General features: G+C 37.8%; 20 protein-coding genes, 1 pseudogene and 1 other annotated feature (1 of these 22 cut by a window edge). Of the genes and pseudogenes, 6 read left to right on the top strand and 15 right to left on the bottom strand.

The window, feature by feature from the left end; translation table 11 throughout:
* Positions 1-94 precede the first annotated feature (94 nt).
* The 4 genes from odhB to ACVWY7_RS06080 all read left to right on the top strand — a co-directional run bounded on the left by odhB (position 95) and on the right by ACVWY7_RS06080 (position 6,902).
* The gene (gene odhB / locus ACVWY7_RS06095) at positions 95-1,354 is read left to right on the top strand and encodes a 2-oxoglutarate dehydrogenase complex dihydrolipoyllysine-residue succinyltransferase (protein WP_000569915.1); all 1,260 of its coding nucleotides are present in this window, start codon (positions 95-97) and stop codon (positions 1,352-1,354) included.
* 124 nt (positions 1,355-1,478) lie between these two features.
* Positions 1,479-3,398 carry a putative thiazole-containing bacteriocin maturation protein gene (locus tag ACVWY7_RS06090; RefSeq protein ID WP_105989005.1) on the top strand — a complete coding sequence of 640 codons (1,920 nt, stop codon included), beginning with the start codon at positions 1,479-1,481 and terminating at the stop codon, positions 3,396-3,398.
* Positions 3,395-5,344 (top strand): TOMM precursor leader peptide-binding protein, encoded by a 1,950-nt coding sequence (locus tag ACVWY7_RS06085; RefSeq protein ID WP_212113876.1) that lies wholly within the window; start codon positions 3,395-3,397, stop codon positions 5,342-5,344. Before ACVWY7_RS06090 ends, ACVWY7_RS06085 begins: the two co-directional genes overlap by 4 nt.
* Before the next feature lie 16 nt (positions 5,345-5,360).
* The gene (locus ACVWY7_RS06080) at positions 5,361-6,902 is read left to right on the top strand and encodes a SagB family peptide dehydrogenase (RefSeq protein WP_212113892.1); all 1,542 of its coding nucleotides are present in this window, start codon (positions 5,361-5,363) and stop codon (positions 6,900-6,902) included.
* 30 nt (positions 6,903-6,932) lie between these two features.
* Here the strand turns inward: ACVWY7_RS06080 and ACVWY7_RS06075 are convergent, their stop codons facing one another.
* The 3 genes from ACVWY7_RS06075 to ACVWY7_RS06065 all read right to left on the bottom strand — a co-directional run bounded on the left by ACVWY7_RS06075 (position 6,933) and on the right by ACVWY7_RS06065 (position 9,415).
* Entirely contained in the window at positions 6,933-7,343 is a 411-nt protein-coding gene (locus tag ACVWY7_RS06075; RefSeq protein WP_000996788.1) for a DUF3908 family protein, read from the bottom strand.
* Positions 7,344-7,487: 144 nt separating this feature from the next.
* Positions 7,488-7,979: a GNAT family N-acetyltransferase gene (locus ACVWY7_RS06070; protein WP_000470985.1), complete on the bottom strand. Its 492-nt coding sequence runs from the start codon at positions 7,977-7,979 to the stop codon at positions 7,488-7,490.
* A 101-nt stretch (positions 7,980-8,080) separates the two neighbouring features.
* Entirely contained in the window at positions 8,081-9,415 is a 1,335-nt protein-coding gene (locus ACVWY7_RS06065) for an FAD-dependent oxidoreductase (protein ID WP_001110218.1), read from the bottom strand.
* Between the two features lie 197 nt (positions 9,416-9,612).
* Here ACVWY7_RS06065 and ACVWY7_RS06060 point away from each other — a divergent pair, with 197 nt between their 5' ends.
* Positions 9,613-10,044, top strand: a complete 432-nt coding sequence (locus tag ACVWY7_RS06060; protein WP_000332408.1) for a hypothetical protein — start codon at positions 9,613-9,615, stop codon at positions 10,042-10,044.
* A gap of 44 nt (positions 10,045-10,088) precedes the next feature.
* On the opposite strand, the pseudogene ACVWY7_RS06055 reads toward ACVWY7_RS06060, so the two are convergent.
* Both ACVWY7_RS06055 and ACVWY7_RS06050 read right to left on the bottom strand, forming a co-directional pair.
* Positions 10,089-10,315: pseudogene (locus tag ACVWY7_RS06055) on the bottom strand (YARHG domain-containing protein); the annotation flags it as partial.
* Positions 10,316-10,391: 76 nt separating this feature from the next.
* Positions 10,392-11,162: a zinc ribbon domain-containing protein gene (locus tag ACVWY7_RS06050; protein ID WP_212113894.1), complete on the bottom strand. Its 771-nt coding sequence runs from the start codon at positions 11,160-11,162 to the stop codon at positions 10,392-10,394.
* Between the two features lie 197 nt (positions 11,163-11,359).
* On the opposite strand from ACVWY7_RS06050, the gene ACVWY7_RS06045 reads away from it, so the two are divergent.
* Positions 11,360-12,193, top strand: a complete 834-nt coding sequence (locus tag ACVWY7_RS06045) for a hypothetical protein (RefSeq protein WP_000397502.1) — start codon at positions 11,360-11,362, stop codon at positions 12,191-12,193.
* Between the two features lie 14 nt (positions 12,194-12,207).
* Here ACVWY7_RS06045 and ACVWY7_RS06040 read toward each other — a convergent pair whose 3' ends face one another.
* From ACVWY7_RS06040 to trpE, 10 genes are all read right to left on the bottom strand, one after another.
* On the bottom strand, positions 12,208-12,891 hold the full coding sequence (locus ACVWY7_RS06040) for a DUF2278 family protein (protein ID WP_073526115.1): 684 nt from the start codon (positions 12,889-12,891) through the stop codon (positions 12,208-12,210).
* Positions 12,892-12,983: 92 nt separating this feature from the next.
* On the bottom strand, positions 12,984-14,483 hold the full coding sequence (locus ACVWY7_RS06035; protein ID WP_212113902.1) for an L-lactate permease: 1,500 nt from the start codon (positions 14,481-14,483) through the stop codon (positions 12,984-12,986).
* Positions 14,484-14,597: 114 nt separating this feature from the next.
* The gene (locus ACVWY7_RS06030) at positions 14,598-14,963 is read right to left on the bottom strand and encodes a DUF4029 domain-containing protein (RefSeq protein ID WP_212113910.1); all 366 of its coding nucleotides are present in this window, start codon (positions 14,961-14,963) and stop codon (positions 14,598-14,600) included.
* A gap of 74 nt (positions 14,964-15,037) precedes the next feature.
* The gene (trpA, locus tag ACVWY7_RS06025; protein WP_073526116.1) at positions 15,038-15,814 is read right to left on the bottom strand and encodes a tryptophan synthase subunit alpha; all 777 of its coding nucleotides are present in this window, start codon (positions 15,812-15,814) and stop codon (positions 15,038-15,040) included.
* A 3-nt stretch (positions 15,815-15,817) separates the two neighbouring features.
* Positions 15,818-17,011, bottom strand: coding sequence for a tryptophan synthase subunit beta (gene trpB / locus ACVWY7_RS06020; protein ID WP_001105004.1), 1,194 nt, complete (start codon positions 17,009-17,011; stop codon positions 15,818-15,820).
* On the bottom strand, positions 17,008-17,622 hold the full coding sequence (trpF, locus tag ACVWY7_RS06015; protein WP_000865110.1) for an N-(5'phosphoribosyl)anthranilate isomerase: 615 nt from the start codon (positions 17,620-17,622) through the stop codon (positions 17,008-17,010). The genes trpB and trpF overlap by 4 nt, the downstream gene beginning before the upstream one ends.
* A complete protein-coding gene (gene trpC / locus ACVWY7_RS06010; RefSeq protein WP_000536687.1) occupies positions 17,619-18,380 on the bottom strand; it encodes an indole-3-glycerol phosphate synthase TrpC in 762 nt (253 codons plus the stop codon). Before trpC ends, trpF begins: the two co-directional genes overlap by 4 nt.
* Position 18,381: 1 nt before the next feature.
* A complete protein-coding gene (gene trpD, locus ACVWY7_RS06005; protein ID WP_001067336.1) occupies positions 18,382-19,407 on the bottom strand; it encodes an anthranilate phosphoribosyltransferase in 1,026 nt (341 codons plus the stop codon).
* The gene (locus ACVWY7_RS06000) at positions 19,404-19,991 is read right to left on the bottom strand and encodes an aminodeoxychorismate/anthranilate synthase component II (protein ID WP_000636332.1); all 588 of its coding nucleotides are present in this window, start codon (positions 19,989-19,991) and stop codon (positions 19,404-19,406) included. The genes trpD and ACVWY7_RS06000 overlap by 4 nt, the downstream gene beginning before the upstream one ends.
* Entirely contained in the window at positions 19,988-21,406 is a 1,419-nt protein-coding gene (gene trpE / locus ACVWY7_RS05995) for an anthranilate synthase component I (RefSeq protein WP_033682330.1), read from the bottom strand. Before trpE ends, ACVWY7_RS06000 begins: the two co-directional genes overlap by 4 nt.
* A gap of 52 nt (positions 21,407-21,458) precedes the next feature.
* Positions 21,459-21,528, bottom strand: a binding site (T-box leader); it runs 175 nt beyond the window's last position.

Here is a 21,528-nt window from a genome sequence, read left to right as displayed (position 1 = left end):
ATATTCTGCCCAAGGTCAGGCTAACAAATGGAGATAACCGAAGACAAAAGAAGAAAAAACACACCGTTAGGCAAATAAGGGGAGGACATTTAAAATGATCGAAATTAAAGTACCTGAGCTTGCAGAATCTATTACTGAAGGAACTATCTCACAATGGCTTATCAACGTAGGCGACAAAGTTGAGAAAGGTGGCAGCGTTGTTGAGCTTGAAACTGATAAAGTCAATGTAGAAATCATTGCAGAAGATTCAGGTATTGTATCGAAGTTACTAGGCGAACCTGGGGATACAGTTGAAGTTGGCGCAACTATCGCAATTTTAGACGCAAACGGAGCACCAGTTGCAGTAAGTACACCTGCACCGTTGGCTGAGCAACCGAAACAAGAAACAGCTGAAGCACCAAAAGCTGCGGCACCAAGTGCTGAACAAACTGCAACTCTACAAGGTTTACCAAATACAAACCGTCCTATCGCATCACCAGCTGCTAGAAAAATGGCTCGTGAATTAGGAATCGACTTAAACGACGTACGTAGCACAGATCCACTTGGACGTGTGAGACCACACGATGTACAAGCTCATGCTGCAGCACCAAAAGAAGCACCAGCTGCTCCAAAAAGTCCAGCTCCTGCTCCAGTTGCAAAAACTGAATTCGAAAAACCAGTTGAGCGCGTGAAAATGTCCCGCCGCCGTCAAACAATTGCAAAACGTCTTGTAGAAGTTCAACAAACATCTGCAATGTTAACAACATTTAACGAAGTTGATATGACTGCAATCATGGAATTACGTAAAGAGCGTAAAGATGCTTTCGAGAAAAAACATGATGTACGTCTTGGTTTCATGTCATTCTTCACAAAAGCAGTTGTGGCAGCATTAAAACAATTCCCATTATTAAATGCTGAAATTCAAGGCGACGAGCTTATCATTAAAAAATTCTATGATATCGGTATTGCAGTAGCAGCTCCAGATGGATTAGTTGTTCCAGTTGTACGCGATGCGAACCAATTAAACTTCGCTGAAATCGAAAGCGAAATTCGTGAATTAGGTAAAAAAGCACGTGATAACAAACTTTCATTAAAAGAACTACAAGGTGGTACATTTACAATTACAAACGGTGGTGTGTTCGGTTCTCTAATGTCAACACCGATCCTAAACAGCCCACAAGTTGGTATTTTAGGAATGCACAAAATCCAAGTACGTCCAGTTGCAATCGATAACGAACGTATGGAAAACCGCCCAATGATGTATATCGCTTTATCTTACGATCACCGTATTGTTGATGGTAAAGAAGCAGTTAGCTTCCTTGTTGCTGTTAAAGATATGCTTGAAGATCCAAAATCATTATTATTAGAAGGTTGATAGATTCATAATCTATTACAGGCTGTAGAATATATTATTCTACAGCTTTTTTTATTGCATTCATACGGGACAAATCGCATGACATAAGGTAATAATGTATGCCTAAAACGTAAGGAGGATTAAAATGAGTAACCTTCCAGCACATGCAAAACTAAAAGCAAATAAAGATACTTTCTTCCTCCCCGACTCAAACGGGGGTGTCTATTTTCGAAATAACGCCAGTTCATTTCGTATGGACGGTGACGGAATTTATAACTGGATTGAAAAATTAATGCCAATGTTTAACGGTAATTATTCTTTAGCAGAAATAACGGATGGTCTCCCTCTCCCCTATCAAAATCGTGTATTTGAAATTGGAGAGATTTTATATACAAATGGGTTTGTCCGTGATGTAAGTCAAGATGCACCTCATGAATTAAACAGTGCATTACTTGATAGATATGCTTCGCAAATTGAATTTCTAGAAGCAGATTCTCATTCAGGCGCTTTAAAATTCGAAACGTACCGCAATGCAAATGTACTTATAATCGGCTCTGGAGATATGCTTACTTCCTTAGTTTCTTCTTTATTAGAATCCGGATTACCTACCTTTCATTACCTTGTGACAGATTATGAAGAAACGAATTACGACCGTATTCACGAGCTAGTAGAACTTGCACACGAAGTAGATGATGCTGTACTTGTTCAAGAAATAGATACAACAATTGATCGTCCCCTGCATGAAGTGTTCGAGCCTTTCGACTGGATTTTATACGTTTCGCAAAATGGAGATATCGAAGGACTAAGAGCAGTTCATGCGATTTGCAAGGAAATAGGAAAGAACTTCATACCTGCTGTCTGTTTATCAACAGTTGGTTTAGCTGGTCCTGTCGTAACAACTAATCGTGAAGAATGCTGGGAGTCCGCATGGCATCGGCTACATGAAACGACTTTACAAAATGAAAATTCATCAGCCACCTTCTCTCCTATTACATCCGCAATGCTAGCAAATATAATCGTTTTTGAATTATTTAAACATGTTGCTGATGATTCACATCGAGAAAAGAATCCACAATTCTTTTTATTAAATTATGAAACACTCGAAGGAACATGGCATCCTTTTATAAAACATCCTCTCGCCACTGATGAAAGTTTTACAATTGATACGATAGAAAACCTTTCTGAAAAACTTGAGCATCGGTCTAACCAACATACCTCAACTGATTTATTCCGTTTTTTCGATTCATTAACTTCTAAAGAAACTGGTATATTCCATGTATGGGATGAACAAGATTTACATCAATTACCGTTATCACAATGCCATATTCAAGTAGCTACACCTCTATCAGATGGTCCAGCTTCCCTCCTGCCTCTTATAACTTGCAGTGGTTTAACTCATAACGAAGCGCGCCGAGAAGCTGGTTTAGTAGGAATCGAAACATACGTAGCAGAAATTATGCACCGCCTTATCCCTGAACATAATGATATCGGTATTGGCGCTGGAGAAACGATGACAGAGGGTGTATATCGGGCACTACAACAACATTTAAATAATAAATTGTATGAACGACAAGCACATATGCTAGAAGAAATTACGACGGTTGACTTAACCGAAATTCATGATAAACATTGTAGATTTTATTACGATGCCCTCGCTACCATTCATGAAGCACCTAAAATAGCAGTAAGTGAAGAGATTCTCAGTTTTCCAGTCGTTTGGGTCGGTATAAATGATCGATGGTACGGCGCATCTAATATTAATACAACGTTAGCGTTACGAAGCGCCCTACAACTATCCCTTCTTCATATTCAAAATGAAGAGACTCCATACAGAGCTAATATCTTGCCGGAATCCTCTATTATTTTATATGACACGGATTCTTTTAGGTTAGAAATACAAGCAGAAGAAGAATTTCCAAGTACGCAATCTGTACAGCTTGCCTTGCAACATTTAGAAGAACATAATTTTTATCCATTCGTGTTTGATTTGGCAATTGAATCATTTTTGAAAGAAAACTTAGATGGTGTGTACGGGGTATTAATTGCAAAGGAGGACGGTCTATGACTCAAAATATATTACTTATAGGAGATGGCATTCTTGCAGACTATGTACATGATCAATTATACAAACAATATTCCATCATTCGCCAACATACAATTGCAGATGAACTCCCTGAAAATATCGACCTCGCTCTCGTATTACACGACGGCTCTCCTTCTACTATTCATCATGATGCTGAGCTAATTTTTCGCTCCAATCATATTCCGTGGCTACGTGGTTTTACTTCATTTGGTGAAGGGATTATCGGGCCTTATATTCACCCTCCTGCAGCGGGATGTACTCATTGTGCCGATGGACGACGCTTTATCGCTGGATTTGATCAAAAAGAAATGTGGGAGTTACAACGAAAATATGCGGTAAAAGAAGAAAACGTAACGAGGCGTGATGTACGTGCCACCCAAAATGGCATTCTGCAAATGTGCCATCTGATTTGCGCAGAAACAGAGAAAATATTAACTCATAATCATCCTTCTTTAGAAAATGAACTCATTTTACTAAACTTACAAACACTGCAATGTACGCGGCATTGTTTTCTTCCAGATCCAATCTGCCCTGTATGTAGTAATTTACCTGATGACACGGCAGATGCAGCAGCGATTTTATTACAACCGAGCTTAAAAACAAGTGATGCAACATATCGCTGTCGCTCCATTCATGAACTAAACACATTTTTAACGAAAGACTATTTAGATTACCGAGTCGGTATGTTGAATGGAAAAATGCAGCATTCTTTATTACCATTTGCTGACGTTATTATAAACATGCCATTAATGTTTGGAAATGAAGGGGTTGCAGGGCGCACTCATTCATTTGCAATCAGTGAAGCAACTGCTATTTTAGAAGGTTTAGAACGATATTGTGGTATGTCACCTCGAGGGAAAAAGACAAATGTGTATGGTAGTTTTCATGATGTAGAGGACCACGCGCTGAATCCCCTTACGCTCGGTGTACATACAAATGAACATTATAATCGTGATGGTTTTCCATTTAAACCGTTTAATCCTGACTATGAACAAAACTGGGTATGGGGATATTCACTATCACAAAACCGGCCAATTTTAGTTCCTGAATCAATCGCTTATTATAGCCTCGGTCATCGAGATGCTTACGTATATGAAACATCAAATGGATGTGCCATTGGTGGTAGTTTAGAAGAAGCAATTTTTCACGGCATTTTAGAAATTGTAGAGCGTGACGCCTTTTTGCTCACTTGGTACGCTGAATTACCTCTTCCCCGCCTTGACCTTAGTTCAGTACATGATACGGAATTACAATTAATGATTCAGCGGCTGTACACGATTACTGGTTATGAATTGCATGCTTTTAACGCAACGATGGAACACGGCATACCGAGCTTATGGGTAATTGCGAAAAATACGCGTGAAAATGGAATGAACGTCGTTTGCGCTGGAGGCTCTCATTTGGACCCAGTCCGCGCTTTAAAAAGTGCCATTCACGAAATAGCAGGCATGTTACTTATAACAGACGATGAACTTGAGGAAAAAAGAGAGTACTACGAAAATTGCTTACAAGACCCTTATCTCGTAAATAAAATGGAAGACCATAGTATGCTGTATGGATTGAAAGAAGCAGAAGAACGTCTTCACTTTCTTTTACGCGGGGATGCCCCGGTGCAAACGTTCCAAGAAATGAATGCATTACAATCAGTTGATCTAAATTTAACATCCGATCTTCATCAACTTTTAAACCGTCTAGGGCAATCTGGACTTGAAGTAATCGTTGTCGATCAAACAGTACCTCTTATAGAAAAAAACGGATTACATTGTGTAAAAGTCATTATTCCAGGCATGCTACCGATGACATTTGGTCACCATCTCACTCGACTTATAGGGCTAGATCGAGTGTATACCGTACCGATGACACTTGGATATACAGACGAACCTTTAACGACTGAACAATTAAATCCACATCCGCACCCGTTTCCATAGTAAAGGAGGGGATTTCATGCAACTAGATACTTTTTTACATCATCTCCATTTCTCTATCGATGAAATTATGCCAAATCATGAAGTGGACTGGGAAGATGCACCGCTTCCTTATAAATTATATCGAAACTTACCTATTATCCCTCTCTCTTTAGAAATCCCATTATCTTTACCTAACTCTTCTACTACGCCTACTTTAGATGAGATTGGTCATTATCTTTGGTGTTCATTTGGTTTAACCCAGTTATGTCAGCTAAATAGCGAGAAAATTTTATTTCGAAGATCTATCCCTTCCGGCGGAGCTTTATATCCAAATGAATTGTATATATATTTAAAAATTGACGATTATCCAGACGGCATTTACCATTACGACGCTGCGCATCACCGGCTTATCTTACTTCGCGAAGGAAATTTCGATTCTTATATTACAGAAGCACTCGGCAATCGTTGTAACATACAATCTTGTTTTGGTGCTGCATTCGTATCCACTATGTTTTGGAAAAACTACTTTAAATACAATAACTTTTCGTATCGGCTTCAAGGGTTAGATAGCGGTGTTCTCATCGGCCAATTACTTGAATGTGCCAAACAATTTGGTTACACAAATGGTGTATATTTTCAGTTTCTAGACCGTGCAATCAATCATTTACTCGGACTATCAGAAGGCGAAGAAAGTGTGTATGCTGTCGTTCCTTTCAGTACAGAACCGCAATTTAATTGGTTTCACAATGATTACCGTGCAATTAAAACAGTTACTTCTCATGAGTTGTTACAACAAATTCCGCCTTTAGCACATGAACATTTCGTTCGCTCAAAGCACATAAATAAGTATCCGATGATAACAAAAATAAATGAAGCTTCTATGATCGAATCGACAGCACCGTTCCAAACACTAGCTCATGAAGAGCACTATCAACATCATGCGCACGCTGTACAACTGCCGAAAGTAGAGCGTTTATCTTATGATTTCTTACAACTTTGCAGAAAACGGTATTCCCCTGATGCTGACTTTATTTTAACGAAATGGGATGCGGCCGAGCTCGCTACTTTACTACAAGAAGCGAGTCTCTCCTTCCCTTATTCCAACGACCTTGATGGTACGTATGTAAATGAAAATGCGCGCGTCTCATTATATGGATGTTTCTATAACGTAAAAGATATAAAAAACGGTGCTTACGCTTATAACAGTAAAACTCATTCCATCCAGCCAATTCGGTACGGAGACCTTCGTTATCCCCTTCAATCTAGTATGACGATGGATAACATAAACCTTTTTCAAGTACCACTTTGCTTACATGTAGTCGGAAAGAAAGATTACTATACAAATGCATTAGGCTATAGAGGGTACCGTATTCATCAAATGGAAGCAGGTATACTCGTTCACAAACTCGTTTTTGCAGCAACCGCAATGGGGATGGGCGGGCATCCTTTACTTAGTTTTGATACAAATTCATGTGATCAGTTATACGGGATAGATGCTGGAAATGAAACGTCACTTATTCAAGTTCCTGTCGGGGCGTATCGGGCGCGGAATTGGTTAAAAGGGGATTTGCGTAATTAGAAGCACGCCGGCTATCGGCGTGCTTTTTTACTAGATTAATTTAAAAATACTCTTAATTTGTCTCGCAAATAACCAGTTTTTCGTACCGTAGTTATCATTTAAACTATCTAAATTGATAGATTGTCCGTTAGCAAACTTTAATTCTAACGTTGTATTTTTATCGTTTGTTTTTAAGTTACTATGTGTAATGGCATCATACTTTAATTTTTCAATCTCAACATATTCGTTTTTTTCTTGTCCGATCACGACATGGTCTTGGAAGAAGAACAATACTTCTACTTTCTTACCGAAACAAAATACGTTTTTCGTATAAATTAATGTCGCATTATCAAGTCCAATGCATACTTCTTTCATCTCTTCAACAACGTTTCCAAAGTCTTCTTCATGTCTTGCGTTTGATTCAGCAATCCATTCTTCGATTGTTTTCATGTTAATTGCCATACTGTGCCCCCTGGTTCGTTCATTGCTTTGTTTAAAAACTAAATACTATATGACAATATAAGCGATACGTACTATGTTTTCAAGGGTGAACGGTATATTCAAAATAAAGTTAAATTTCAAAGTAATATACTAGGAGCACCAATCTCATTGTATTTTAAACGTTTGCACGAGGCATTCTTCATCGTCGATTAACTGTATTTTCTCATCAAATTCGATGTTTAGCTCCCTATATACTTTCTTCCAAAAAGAAACAGCTGGTACATTTTTCACAAGTTCGATAACGAAATATTGCCCTCGTTTCTCTTTTAGTACATTCTTAATAACTTGTTTACCGATTCCTTTCCCCTTGTATTGATTCAATATGAAAATGTCATTAATACTAAAGTCATTTTCCTTCTTTAAGAATGGACGTTCCAGTAGCAATAAAAATCCTACAATATCATTATCACCTTTAATAAAATACGGAGTAATTCCATCATTTACCCAAAACATATGCAAATCTTCGAATTCAAAAAATCCATTTGCCCCAATCGTTATATGAGGAGTGAATGTAGAGAGGTCATGAAGATATAGTGCGTACAAATTACGTAATATCTCTTTTTCTGATTCTTGAACTGCTTGAAGTGTTATAAACATTTTTAATGATCCCCTTCCCTATATGTAACTATTTCCCAACCCTCTTCATTCGACAAAAATGATGATTACCCTTTAACGAAAAAAATAGCACTTAAAAAGTGCTATTCCGCTCGCCTTGCCGCTTGCTGAATTGGATCCCAAACGCTGTTATATGGTGGTGCATAACTTAAGTCCACATCTTCTAAATCGTGAATGCTCATTTTATTGAAGAGTGCCATTGCGATTACATCAATCCGTTTATCTACACCTTCTTCTCCAATTACTTGTCCACCTAATAATTGTTTCGTGTCAGAACGGTATAGTAATTTCAAGTAAAGTGGTTTCGCATTTGGATAATAGCCCGCCATATTAGTCGAATCTACTTTGACTGTTTTATACGGGATATGTAGTCCTTTTGCTTCTTTTTCATTTAAGCCTGTTCTTGCGAGCGTCAAATTCATAAATTTAATAATGCCTGTACCTAACGTTCCTTTAAAAGCTCTTCGTTTATCTAGCATATTCAGTCCAGCAAGTCGCCCTTGTTTATTTGCAGTTGTTCCAATTGGAATATGATCATGAATTTCTTTTATCACGTGATAATGTGTCGCACAATCACCAGCTGCATATACGTCTTGCACATTCGTTTGCATATATGCATTTACCTCGATTGCCCCTTTATGATTTGTACGTATATTCGTTCCTTCAAGAAAATCAGTATTCGGCTTCACTCCGACAGATACTAAAACAAGATCCGCTTTATACGTACCTTTATCCGTTTCAACTGCTTCTACTCGTTCATTCCCTTTAAACGCGTTTACATTTTCATTCGTTAAAATTTCAATATGATGTTTATCTGCCTCTTTATGTATATACTCCGCCATATCCCCATCATAAATCGTACCGATATGATCATTTCGCTCAATCATTCTTACTTTCTTACCAAGTTCGACGAATGTTTCTGCCATTTCCAGCCCAATTGCACCACCGCCAATAATAGTTACATCCTCAACTTTATTCGTTTCTAGCGTTTTTAATATGCGCTCAGCATCTGGGATTGTTTTTAAAAGATGAACGCCTTGTAAATCTCGCCCTTCCCATTCTGGCATAACAGGACGTACTCCGGTCGCAATTAATAAACGGTCATACGAAAATTCAAAAACATCTTTCGTCTTCGTATGCTCTGCGTATACTATTTTCTTTTCCGTATCTACTTTCGTTACTTCATGTCGTACTTTCGCATCAATTCCGTATTTATCACGAAACGTCTTTACATTACGCGCGATTAGCTTTTCCGTTGAAGCGATAGCACCACTAATGACATATGGTAACCCACACTGCGCATACGAATAAATTTCACCTTTTTCTAGCGTCACAACATTTGCATTTTCATCGTTTCTAACAATTTGCATAGCTGCACTCATACCAGCTGCATCTCCGCCAATAATGACATAGTTCACTTTACCACTCCTTCTTTTTTACATACTCTTTACGTTTTCCATATTTTATAGAAATAACACCTACTTCTATTGTAAAGAAAGAGAATTTCATCTTCAAATTTAGTGCACAAACCTATACGTGAATAGGTAATCGTCGTGCCTTATAAACAACATGTTTAATATGCTATAACAGTTACTATCGAAAGTAGGTGAAATATATGTGCGCCGGCCTTCTCGCCCAGCTTCCAGATGAACCGCAAGAACCAAAAGAACCGAAACCCGCCGTCTCACTTGACCAAGAATTTTCCATTAATGCAACAATATATAGCGCTCGTGCTTGGCTATCTAACGATGATACATTTGCGCAAGATATTTGGAAAGCTACCCAATTCGCTTCAGCATCACATGCTGGCAAGTCCATCTTTCCAGTCGGTTCTGTTAAAATTATAAACTTCTCTGATGATACAATTACTGTTACTGCTTCACCAGAATCAGATCATGCGCTCAAAATAGTCGTACCACCCCATTCCGAGGCAGCATTAACGTCTGGTCCTTTATCACATATACAAGCTAGTACATCAGGAGGATCCAGTAAAGTCACATTTCTCTTTCACATCTTTTTCTCAAGGGATCCTGGTTCAGATAAATAACCATAAAAAAGGTACAGTTACGCACTGTACCTTTTTCACGTGTTCTATTCTCTTGATTTAATGAGTTCAACATTATAAGATTCAATATCCATTAGCTTTCCTGTATAATACTTGTTTTCTCTATACCAAGACTGCTTTGAAAAATATGTCCATGCCTTGCGTATATTTCGTTTCTCTCTATTTTCAATTGTTCTTTCGATAAATATGTTAAGTCCCCACTCGTTAATTTTCGGATATCACTATCAGGAAAGATGAAGCCATTATATACATACTGAGGTTTTGACAAAATTGAACACCGTCTTCAAAATGAGTGCCACACTTTGTACATACATTCATCCACCTTTTCGTTAGAAGCCAGTGAATCCCTGTGTAAAGGTTTGAATTATCGTGCTAATGTAAGACCACAGTACAATGAATGTTGCAATTCCGATTAAAACATTTGCGATAAGGAGTGTATAAATAAGGTCTAATCCGCCGTTATCTAGCTTTACTATAGCGACAATTATACTAATTGACATATACGTTGTAGCCAGCCCTAATAAGATTGGTAAGAAAAAGATTAATAAAAAGCTAAACAGAAAAGAAAGAACTAATATAGCAATAGCTGGCGTCGCTATCGTTCCCCACACACCGAATACTTCAAGAAATGAAAATGAAGATTTCATCATCTTTCCACTTACAAAAATAATAAATCCGACAAATAAAGTTAAAATTAGTAAAAATAAAAAGACCGTTATAGAGTCTCCAAAGAAAGAAGGAGTAGATAAATCTGGCGCTAATGTTCTCGTAAGTGCTGCCCCAGCACTCATCATTCTATAAAAAATACATGCTCCTAAAAAACAAATAAGAACAAGATTTACAATTCCATTTCGTACTTCAACCTTGCCGCTTTTCATAATCGCTGTCGGTGCTTTGAAAGCATGTTTAAAAAATTGAAAATACCCACTCGCAAATCGCTTCGCTTTCTCTACCGTTTCCTTCGCTTGTGCTACGCGTACTTGTTGCTCACCTTCTTCCTGTGAACTACTCGCTACTGCCCCCTCCGTTAACGAATGTCCACAATTCCCGCAAAACTTTGCCTCTGCTGTATTTTCCGTATGACATGCCGGGCATTTCATTCTCTCATCCCTCCTTAAGGCATATACCATATAGGGTGTTACAAATTCAATATATGACTTTGTACATAAAACATGACTACAAGAAAAAGATTCTGAAATCCTTCTTTTAAACACAACTATGCTTGCTAGTAATATAGAAAAATAATGTTATTATGAAACAGAGCAACTAACATTATTAACAGATTGGATGAAAGGCAATGGAATTTGTAAACTCAATTTTTCAAATACTCCTTACAAGCGTAATCCAATTATTTTCTTTAATTGGCGTTATCATTGTAATTGGATTTCTATTAGGCTATTTAGAATCTCTCACACGAATGTATTGGTCGAGAGCTTTCGGAAGAAAAGGATTTCTTTTAACGGCGTGGATTGGAGTTCCTATTCACGAACTTGGACACGCCATTATGTGTGTATTATTCCGTCATAAAATTGTAGCAACGCAGTTTTTCCCAACAGATACAAGCCAAGGCGCTTTAGGCTACGTACAACATCAGTACAATCAAAAAAGTGTATATCAACGAATCGGGAATTTCTTTATTGGAATAGGACCTATTATTTCCGGTATTACGGCATTAATCCTTTTAATGCGCTATTTCGTACCAGATTCATATTTCTTATTTCATACAACTCTCGAAAAAACAATCGCTACTACTTCTATTAATGTAGAAATGGTGCAAAACATGCTCTTGTCGACGTTCGTATTATTAAAGAGCTTATTTACAATAAGTAATGTATTGAATCCTTCCTTTTGGCTATTTTTATTTATCGCCATTTGTATTTCTGCCCATATCGCTTTAAGTAAACCAGACATTAAAGGATCAATAGACGGTGTCATCGTCATGTTTATCGTGTTATTTTTATTCAATATTATAGCGGGACTTTTTCAGTATGATAGCAACCAGCTTATTGGAAAAGTGATGAAGTATAATATGTACCTCATTGCGTTTTCTAGCGTAGCACTGCTGTTCTCTTGTATTTCTACACTTGTTAGTTTTGGGTTTTATAAAATAAGAGGAGGGCGTTCTTTTTGAACGCCCTCTTCTTCTCAATTATTCCTCTTATAATCACAATGCTCAACCGGCACACGAGCATGTCCCTCTTCATCGGTACACCATGACTGCGATTGGAAGGCAAGAAAGATACCGACCCATTCTTCTTTCTTTTCAAATTGAATAAGTATTCCTCCGTCTTGCCATATACCATTATCACCTTTCCATTTCTCTACATTTCCTTGATTCATGTGAATATCGTGTATCCCGTTTCCTGGTTCGAAATGAAAGTAAGAATCGGGTGTATTTTCTTCGGGTCCCCATCTTTCACCAAACGCGTAAATAATTGCTTTTTCTTCTATTGCTCGTTTTATATAACGTTCTATTTTTTCATTTAAATCATTGTCTACTCCTGCTTTTTCAGCAGGTAAAGGAATCATTTGTTTCGAATCAAATAAATTACCTCGTACGTAGTCTAAAGCTACTTTCGGTTCATTATTTTTTATTTCTGTAAAACCAAATGGTAACGTCGGTAAAATATGAATCGCCTCTGACCGAATATTGTCACTCGCAAAATATAACACTTCTGACGGATAACTTTGCGACTTTACGTTAATTGCAATGCGATAATCTACTTCTGCTTCGCCTTGTAAATGAACTTGATAATGAGGTGTTTTCCCTTTTCCCATCTTTGATTGTATAACTGTACCTTTTAACACGCCGTAGTTTTTTAGGGCCATACATTTCATCTCCTATTCATTTAGTAGCAGCTTTTCATAATTTAAAGCATTATCCAGTAACAAAAAAAATCCTCCTAAATATAGGAGAATTTTCAATTTCTCAACATATACCAGAAAATAACTTCCACTACCATAAGTAATACCGCACCAAAAATCATTAATGTCGTCTTCTTTAATAGTTCATTTTCACGATACGGGATGTTACATAAATACGCACCTAGTGTAATCCGTGACGGGCAAGCGATTGTCGCTACTGACGATGCGGTGTTTTGCAGTGTTGTGACGTATTGCCACGGGAGCGCTACGTTTTGTGCGGTTTGCATTTGTAGTTTTATGAACATCGCATTTGATCCTGCATTGCTACCTGTTAAAAAGCCACCGATACCACCGATGAATGGAGCAACGAAAACGAAAAATGTTCCAAATGTGTCACCAGCTGTTTTTGCTAATAATGAATGCATGCCAGATGCGCCCATTAGTTCTGAAATAGCAATAAACATTGTCGTTGTAATAGCGAACGGGATCCATTGTTTTATCGTTTGTAAGAGTGATTGTTTCATAATATGAGATGGAATGCGGAAGAAAATAATAGTAAATAAACAAGTCATACCGAGCCAAAATCCTGGTGAATACAGCATTTCTAATTTGTAAGAATATGATTTTAAATCAAGAACCGCATATGATCTAAATACATCATGCAATGCTGGTACGAGGCGAGAAAGTAAAATACAAACGGTTAAGAATATATAAGGGCTAATAATTTTTATAATAGATACTTCTCTTTCCGTTGCCGCAGCATGTTCTGTCATTAGATTTTGTTCATTTTTCCCTTTTAGTTTAATGATAAGAAAGCCAAATGTAATGGTAACGATAGAACTTAATATACCTGCTAGTTCCACGCTTACGTATGCGTTAGAAAGATAGATTCCGAGAGAAAATAATAGAAAGAAACCGAATCCTTCCTTCCACTTTTCAATAACCGCTTGCCAGCCGCCAACAACGTGTAAAGAAAGAATGACGAAATAAGCAAACATCGGGATACTTAATAGCGCTGTATTTGTACCGAGTGTTGTAAGCGGCATATTGATGAGCTGGGAACCGATAATCGTACCAGTTGCCATTGCGCCCCATGAACTAGCTAGTAAGCCGATAAAAGAGAGCAGTACAGCTTGAAACGGTTTATAACCTAATGAAAGAAAAATAGGTGCTGCAACCATAAAGCCAATTCCGAATCCACTTACCGATTCAATTAGTGGGCAAATACCAAAACACATAAGCAGCATTTGTAATAAACGATCATGGGTAACTTCTTCTAGAAAACGTGCTACTTGGTCGATGTACCCCATTTTGTTCATGAGGTGAAATAAAAAAATACCGAAAAATAAAACATACCCAACAATAAAACAAATTAACCATCCTTTAATCGTTGCGTGCACAGTTTCACTTATCCCTAATTGAAACGTTGGCGAGAGTAAAACGATTCCAACACATACCGCATAAGAAATTAACGAGGATCTTAATGACGTTTGTTTAAATAAAAATAAACAAATGAAAATCATCATAATTGGGATAAGTGCCAACAATATGGCCATGTTATCATCTCATTTCGTTTAAAATACAATTTTTAACTATTATATAACAGATGTCATAATTTTCAATTGTTTTTACAACAGTTTCAAAAAAGAGCCGTTTGGCTCTTTTTTGGATCACTCCCATTTTCTATTATCCTGAAAAACTGTCTGCTGGCCGACTATTTTGTCTAACACAACAAACACAATATAAGCACATATTACTTGCAATACAACATTCCCAAATTTCATTAATTCAAATGAATGGATCCATCGGAATAATTCATTTAACAATATAATCGAAACGATACTAAATAATTCTATACTAATCGAAAATATACATATTTCTAAAATAGATTGCTCTTGAATGCGATTTAAGTTGGAAAAGATGAATACATATCCTAAAAATAAAGCCATCAATTCTATTTTTATTTTCGTCATGCTAATGAGCCAAGCGTATAGTGGTACAGTTAAAAGTAGATATAGTAGTTTCCGTCTTAGCATGCTTTCTCACCCTCTAAATTATATGTATTTTCTGTATATTTTAACATTTATTACACAAAACAAAAAGAAGAGACTTACGCCTCTTCTTTTTGTTTTGTTGCCTGTATGAATTCACATATTTCTTCTCGTTTTTCATTTTCTAATAGCTCAATCACTTTACTTCCAATGACAACACCATCACATATTGTAACCATTTCTTCTACATGTTCCTTTGTTGAAATACCGAACCCTGCCACTACCGGTAAATGTGTATGCGATTTTACTTTTTCTAAGTAACTATGAATCTCATCTTTAAAATTTTGACGTACTCCTGTTACGCCCGCTACTGTAACGGCGTAGACAAATCCTTCTGATTCACTCGTAATTTTTTTGATCCGCTCAATTGGGCTCGTAACAGTAACAAGTGGAATGAGCGCAATGTTTGCCTCTCCAAGTAACGGAGCAATAATGTCTTGTTCTTCATACGATAAATCCGGAACGATAATACCGTCTACCCCTGCTTCCATACAGTTCTCGATAAATCGTTCTTTCCCGAATGCAAGTACTGGATTTAAATATGTCATGAGTACAAACGGAATTTGCACTTCTTTCCTTACCTCTATTAATGCTTGAAAAATGCCTTTTACTGTTACACCGCTATCTAGCGCTCGTTTCCCTGCTCTTTGAATCGTTGGGCCATCTGCGACTGGATCTGAAAACGGGATACCAATTTCAACGATGCTTGCTCCCGCTTCGTCTAGAAAACGAATTCTTTCTTTTAATATTTCAAGGCCACCATCTCCGCCCATTACGTACGGAATAAATGCTTTCTTACCATTTTCAAATGCTGCTTTAATTCTTTCAACTCCCATTTTTTACACCTCTTCCATATAACGTTTTATACTCTCTACATCTTTATCACCACGGCCGGACAAACAAATGACAAGTCCTTCGTCTTCCTTCATTTGCGGCGCTAATTTTAATGCGTATGCGACAGCATGCGAGCTTTCTAACGCCGCGATAATCCCTTCTTTTTTTGTTAATAACTGAAACGCTTCTAACGCTTCATCATCAGTAATGGAATGATAAGAAACGCGGCCAATATCTTTGAGCAAGCTATGTTCTGGACCAACACCTGGGTAATCAAGTCCTGCTGAAATAGAGTGCGCTTCTTGAATTTGTCCTTCTTCATTTTGCAGAAGATACATCATCGATCCGTGTAAAACGCCGACGCTTCCTTTCGTTAAAGTTGCTGCATGCTTTTCTGTATGAACACCTTTTCCAGCTGCTTCTACGCCGTAAAGAGCAACTTCTTTATCGTGTACGAATGGATAAAACATTCCCATCGCGTTACTCCCACCACCAATGCAAGCAACGACTGCTTCTGGTAACTTCCCTTCTAATTCTTCATATTGTTTCTTCGTCTCATTCCCAATTACACTTTGGAAATCACGGACAATTTGCGGGAATGGATGCGGTCCGAGAACAGATCCCATAATGTAGTGCGTATCATGCACGTGTGAAACCCAGTAACGAAGTGCCTCGTTTACCGCATCTTTTAATGTACCGCTACCTGCCGCTACACTTTCTACTTTCGCTCCGAGTAATTCCATTCGAAACACATTTAATTTTTGACGTCTTACATCTTCTTCTCCCATAAAAATGACGCATTCTAAACCGAGAAGGGCACATACAGTAGCTGTTGCGACTCCGTGTTGTCCAGCCCCTGTTTCAGCGACAACTTTTTTCTTACCCATTCGCACCGCAAGAAGTGCCTGACCAATTGTATTGTTAATTTTATGAGCTCCTGTATGGTTCAAATCTTCACGTTTTAAATAAATCTTTGCACCTCCGCAATACTCCGTCATATTCTCAGCGAAATAAAGCGGTGTTTCTCTTCCGACATACGTTTTTAAATAATGATTTAATTCCTTTTGAAATGCTTCATCTTCCATCGCCTCTTTATATGCTTCTTCTAGTTCTAATACAGATTGCATTAACGTTTCTGGAACGTATCGTCCTCCGTATATACCGTAGTGACCTTTTTCATCTGGATATGCGTAGTTCATTTAGAACACTCCTTCGCTTTTATAATAAATTGTTTTATTTTCTCTACATCTTTCTTTCCTTCTGTCTCTACTCCGCTGCTTACATCAACCATATATGGCCGAACAGTTCGAATTGCTTCTTCTATATTAAGAGTGTTTAATCCACCAGCTAATATCGTTTTCTCTCGTAATTCTTTTGGCATATGCGCAAGTAACTCCCAAGAAAATGTCTTTCCATTTCCTCCATGAAACTTTTCCTTTGGGCTATCAAATAATATATAGTCCGTTTCATACCCTTGAGCGTTTTTCATATCACTCTCTGAAGTTACTCCGAGCGACTTTATAGACGGAATATTCAATCTTCTGATTCGATGATTGTCTTCACCCCCATGTAGTTGTACATGTGTTAATCCGCAATTCTCTGTAATTTTCTGGATTACTTCTACTGATTCATTTACGAAAACACCGATTTTTAACACGTTGGCTGGAAGTTCCTGAATAATTTCTTTCGCTAGCCCTGGAGTAATTTTCCGCTTACTTTCTGCAAAAACAAATCCAAGTGCATCAGCTCCGTATTCGCAAGCACGTTTTGCTGTTTCCATATCAGTGATCCCGCAAATTTTCACTTTCATATGTTCACCTTACAATCTTCAAAAAAGGTATGAATAGAAGACGATGTCATAAGCGCTTCTCCAACTAATACACCTTTTGCCCCAGCTCGTTTAACGCGGATCATGTCTTCTTTTGAATGAATCCCGCTCTCACTAATCCAAAGTAATTTCTCCTCATTTAATCGTTTTCCAAGCTTTTCTGTTTGACTTAAATCGACTTCGAATGTTTTTAAATTACGGTTGTTAATACCGATAACGTGCGGATTTAATTGAATTGCAATTTCTAATTCCTGTTCATCATGAACTTCAACAATCGCTTCTAATCCTTTTTCTAGTACGTAGCTATACAACTCTTTTAATTCCTCTTTCGTTAACGCCGCTACGATTAATAAAATAATATCTGCACCAGCTTCATACGCTCTATCAATTTGAATCTTATCGATTATGAAATCTTTACATAAAAGCGGAATGCTACTTTCTTCTCTTGCCGTTTGTAAATCATAAAATGACCCTTTAAAAAATTGACCGTCTGTTAAAACAGAAACTGCACCAGCGCCGCATTCTTCATATGTTTTCACTTGTTTTCGTACATCAACGTGTAAATTAATATCTCCTTTTGATGGTGATGCTCGCTTTACTTCTGCGATGACAGTAAATTGTTCTAGAGCCTTTACAAGTGAGCGCGTTTTTCTTTTTTCTTTTACTGGTGTATATGTTTCATATAATGCCGCAACTTCCTTTTTCTTTTGATCTACAATTTTGTCTAAAATCGTCCCCACTTTAATTCACCCTTTCTAATTTTTCGTTACTTGCTGCAATTAATAAGTTTAGTTTCGCTAATGCTTTTCCAGAGTCAATGCTATGTGCTGCGAGTGTTATTCCTTCTTCAATCGTCTTTGCTTTTCCATTTGCAAAAAGAGCAAGCCCTGCATTGAATAAAACAGTATCACGGTAAACACTCTTTTCTCCGCTTAATACTCCGAGCGTAATCTTTGCATTTTCTTTCGAATTCCCGCCTCTAATCTCTTCATTTTTCACTATTGAGAATCCATATTTCTCAGGTTCAATACTCGTTTCTACTATTTCATTATCTTTTAAAATGACAACATGATTTTCTCCTTGCAATGATGCTTCATCTAAAAACCCACTTCCGTTTACGACAAGTGCTTGTTTTCTTCCTAGTTTCTGTAGTACTTGCGCAACTGGTAGTAACATATCTCGTTTATAAATGCCGACAAATTGTGTTTCTAAATTCACCGGATTTGTTAACGGTCCAATTAAGTTAAAGATCGTCGGAACGTTTAATTCTTTTCTTATTTTCATAATGCGCTTTAATGCTGGATGCATCGCTGGTGCGAATAAAAATGCGATTCCGACATGCTCTAATAAATAATCAATTTCGTTTGGCGTACTGCTAATATTTACACCGAGTTCTTCTAATAAATCTGCACTTCCTGTTTTACTAGAAACAGCACGATTACCATGTTTTGCAACCTTTACGTCAGCTCCTGCCAGTACAAATGCCGATGTTGTACTAATATTAAACGTTTGGGCACCGTCACCACCCGTCCCGCAATTGTCCATCGCGCCTTGTATATGATTCGAAAACGGTAATGCCTTTTCGCGAAGAGCTCGAACGAGACCGTATATTTCTTCTGCAGTTTCACCTTTTGCTTTCAGTAAAACTAAGAAAGCTGCAATTTCACTTTCCAATATGTTTTCATTTAATAAAAGAAGCCCTGCTTTATACATTTCCTCTTCTGTTAAATGTTGTCCCTCCACTAATTTACGAAGATAGTTATTCATACTCTTTCCTCCTCTTTCACTTCGCCTAAAAAAGCACGTATTAACTTTCCGCCTTCTTCTGTTGCGATTGATTCCGGATGAAACTGTAATCCGAAGAGCGGGTAATAATTGTGACGAACTGCCATAATTTCCCCATCGTCCATCGCTATTGCGAGTATGTCAAAACATTGTGGCAAGCTCGTTTGTGCGGCAACAAGAGAATGGTAGCGCATCGCTGTTAGCGGCTGCGTCACATACGAAAAGATTGACATTCCGTTATGTTTCACACGCGATGTTTTTCCGTGTTTAATGCGCTCTGCTCTTACAATCTCTCCTCCAAATGCTGATATAATTGCTTGATGACCAAGGCAAATACCTAATATGGGAACGTTCTTATAAAAATGACGAATTACTTCAATACAAATACCAGCCTCCTCTGGTTTTCCTGGTCCTGGTGAAAGCACAATCCCTTTTGGGTTCATTTCTTCTAATTGTTCTATCGTTATTTGATCATTTCTTACGACAACAATATCTTCTTCGTATTCGCCTAATAGTTGATACAAGTTATATGTGAATGAATCATAATTATCGATAAGTACAATCATTTCATTACCTCCAATAGCGCTCTCGCTTTATTTAATGTTTCTTCATATTCAGCTACTGGATCTGAATCGTAAACGATACCCGCTCCTGCCTGAACGTATGCTTTTTCATCCTTTACAACCATTGTTCGAATGGCGAGCGCCATATCAAGATTCCCTGAAAAACTAACGTATCCAACTGCACCGGCGTATACATTTCTTTTTTCATTCTCTAGCTCATTTATAATTTCCATCGCCCTAATTTTCGGAGCACCTGATACCGTCCCCGCTGGTAAGCAATACGCTAATGCATCAAATCCGCTCATTCGTTTTCGCAATGTTCCGTAAACTTCAGATACAATGTGCATAACGTGAGAATATTTTTCTACTTTCATATATTTATCTATCGTAACTGAGCCGATTTCACTCACCCTACCAATATCATTTCGCCCAAGATCTACAAGCATCATATGCTCCGCTCGCTCTTTCTCATTTTCTAACAGTTCTTTTTCAATTTCAGCATCTTGCTCCTTCGTTTTTCCCCTTGGCCTCGTACCCGCGATTGGATTCGTCATCACTTTACCCTCTCTTACCGATAACAAACTTTCCGGTGAAGAACCGAGTACAACATAATCTTGAAAATCGATATAAAACATATATGGTGATGGATTGGCAATTCGAAGTTTTCGATATAACGCGAATGGATCTCCAATACATTCGCTTTGCAAACGCTGAGATAATACAACTTGAAATATGTCCCCGGCCCCGATGTGTTCTTTCGCCGTTTCTACCATCACGCAAAATTCTTTTTCCGTTACAGAAGAAGTGAATGATAATGTTGATCTTATTTCAGCTACTTCCGCTTCTTCTCCCTGTAGCACTTCCTCTTTGTATACTCGGAGCCTTTCGTATACTTCTTCATAATCTGCTGAATCATCTTCCCTGCATACATATACAAACGACAACTTTTGGCGTAAGTGGTCATACACGATAAACTCACGGTACAGTAAAAGGTGTACTTCTGGAATATTCAATGGATCATGTAAATCTGCTCCAATGTTTTCATATTGCCGAATGACGTCATAGCCAATGTATCCAACTGCTCCTCCGCAAAATGGAAAAGGACTATCTACTTGAGCGGACGCGATTATTTCTTCTAACACTTGTAGTACGTTACTTTGCAACTTTTCTGCCCTGCCGTAAATCGTTCGTTCCACTTCCGTACCAACGCTTTTCACTTCTCCATAAGGATTACATCCTAAGTAAGAATAACGCCCTTTATCTTGATGAAGCTGTGAGCTTTCTAATAAAAATTTCTTTTTACCTTTCATACGTCTATATAAAGAAATTGGCGTAATACTATCTCCTTCTTCTTCAGCGATTACTAAAAATGCTCTTCCCTGTTCTTTTTGCTTCATAAATTCCTCTTTTGTCATCATGCCTTTCACCTCATCCTGAAAAATAAAAAAGTCCTCTACATATTGAAAATATGTAGAGGACGATAAATTTACCGTGGTACCACCTCATGTTGGACGCAAAAGCATCCCGCTTTATTCAGGTA

It is taken from the genome of Bacillus sp. TE9106W (assembly GCF_054062215.1).
Note: the sequence above shows the minus strand (reverse complement) of the source record. Positions and strands in the feature narration are given on the sequence as shown.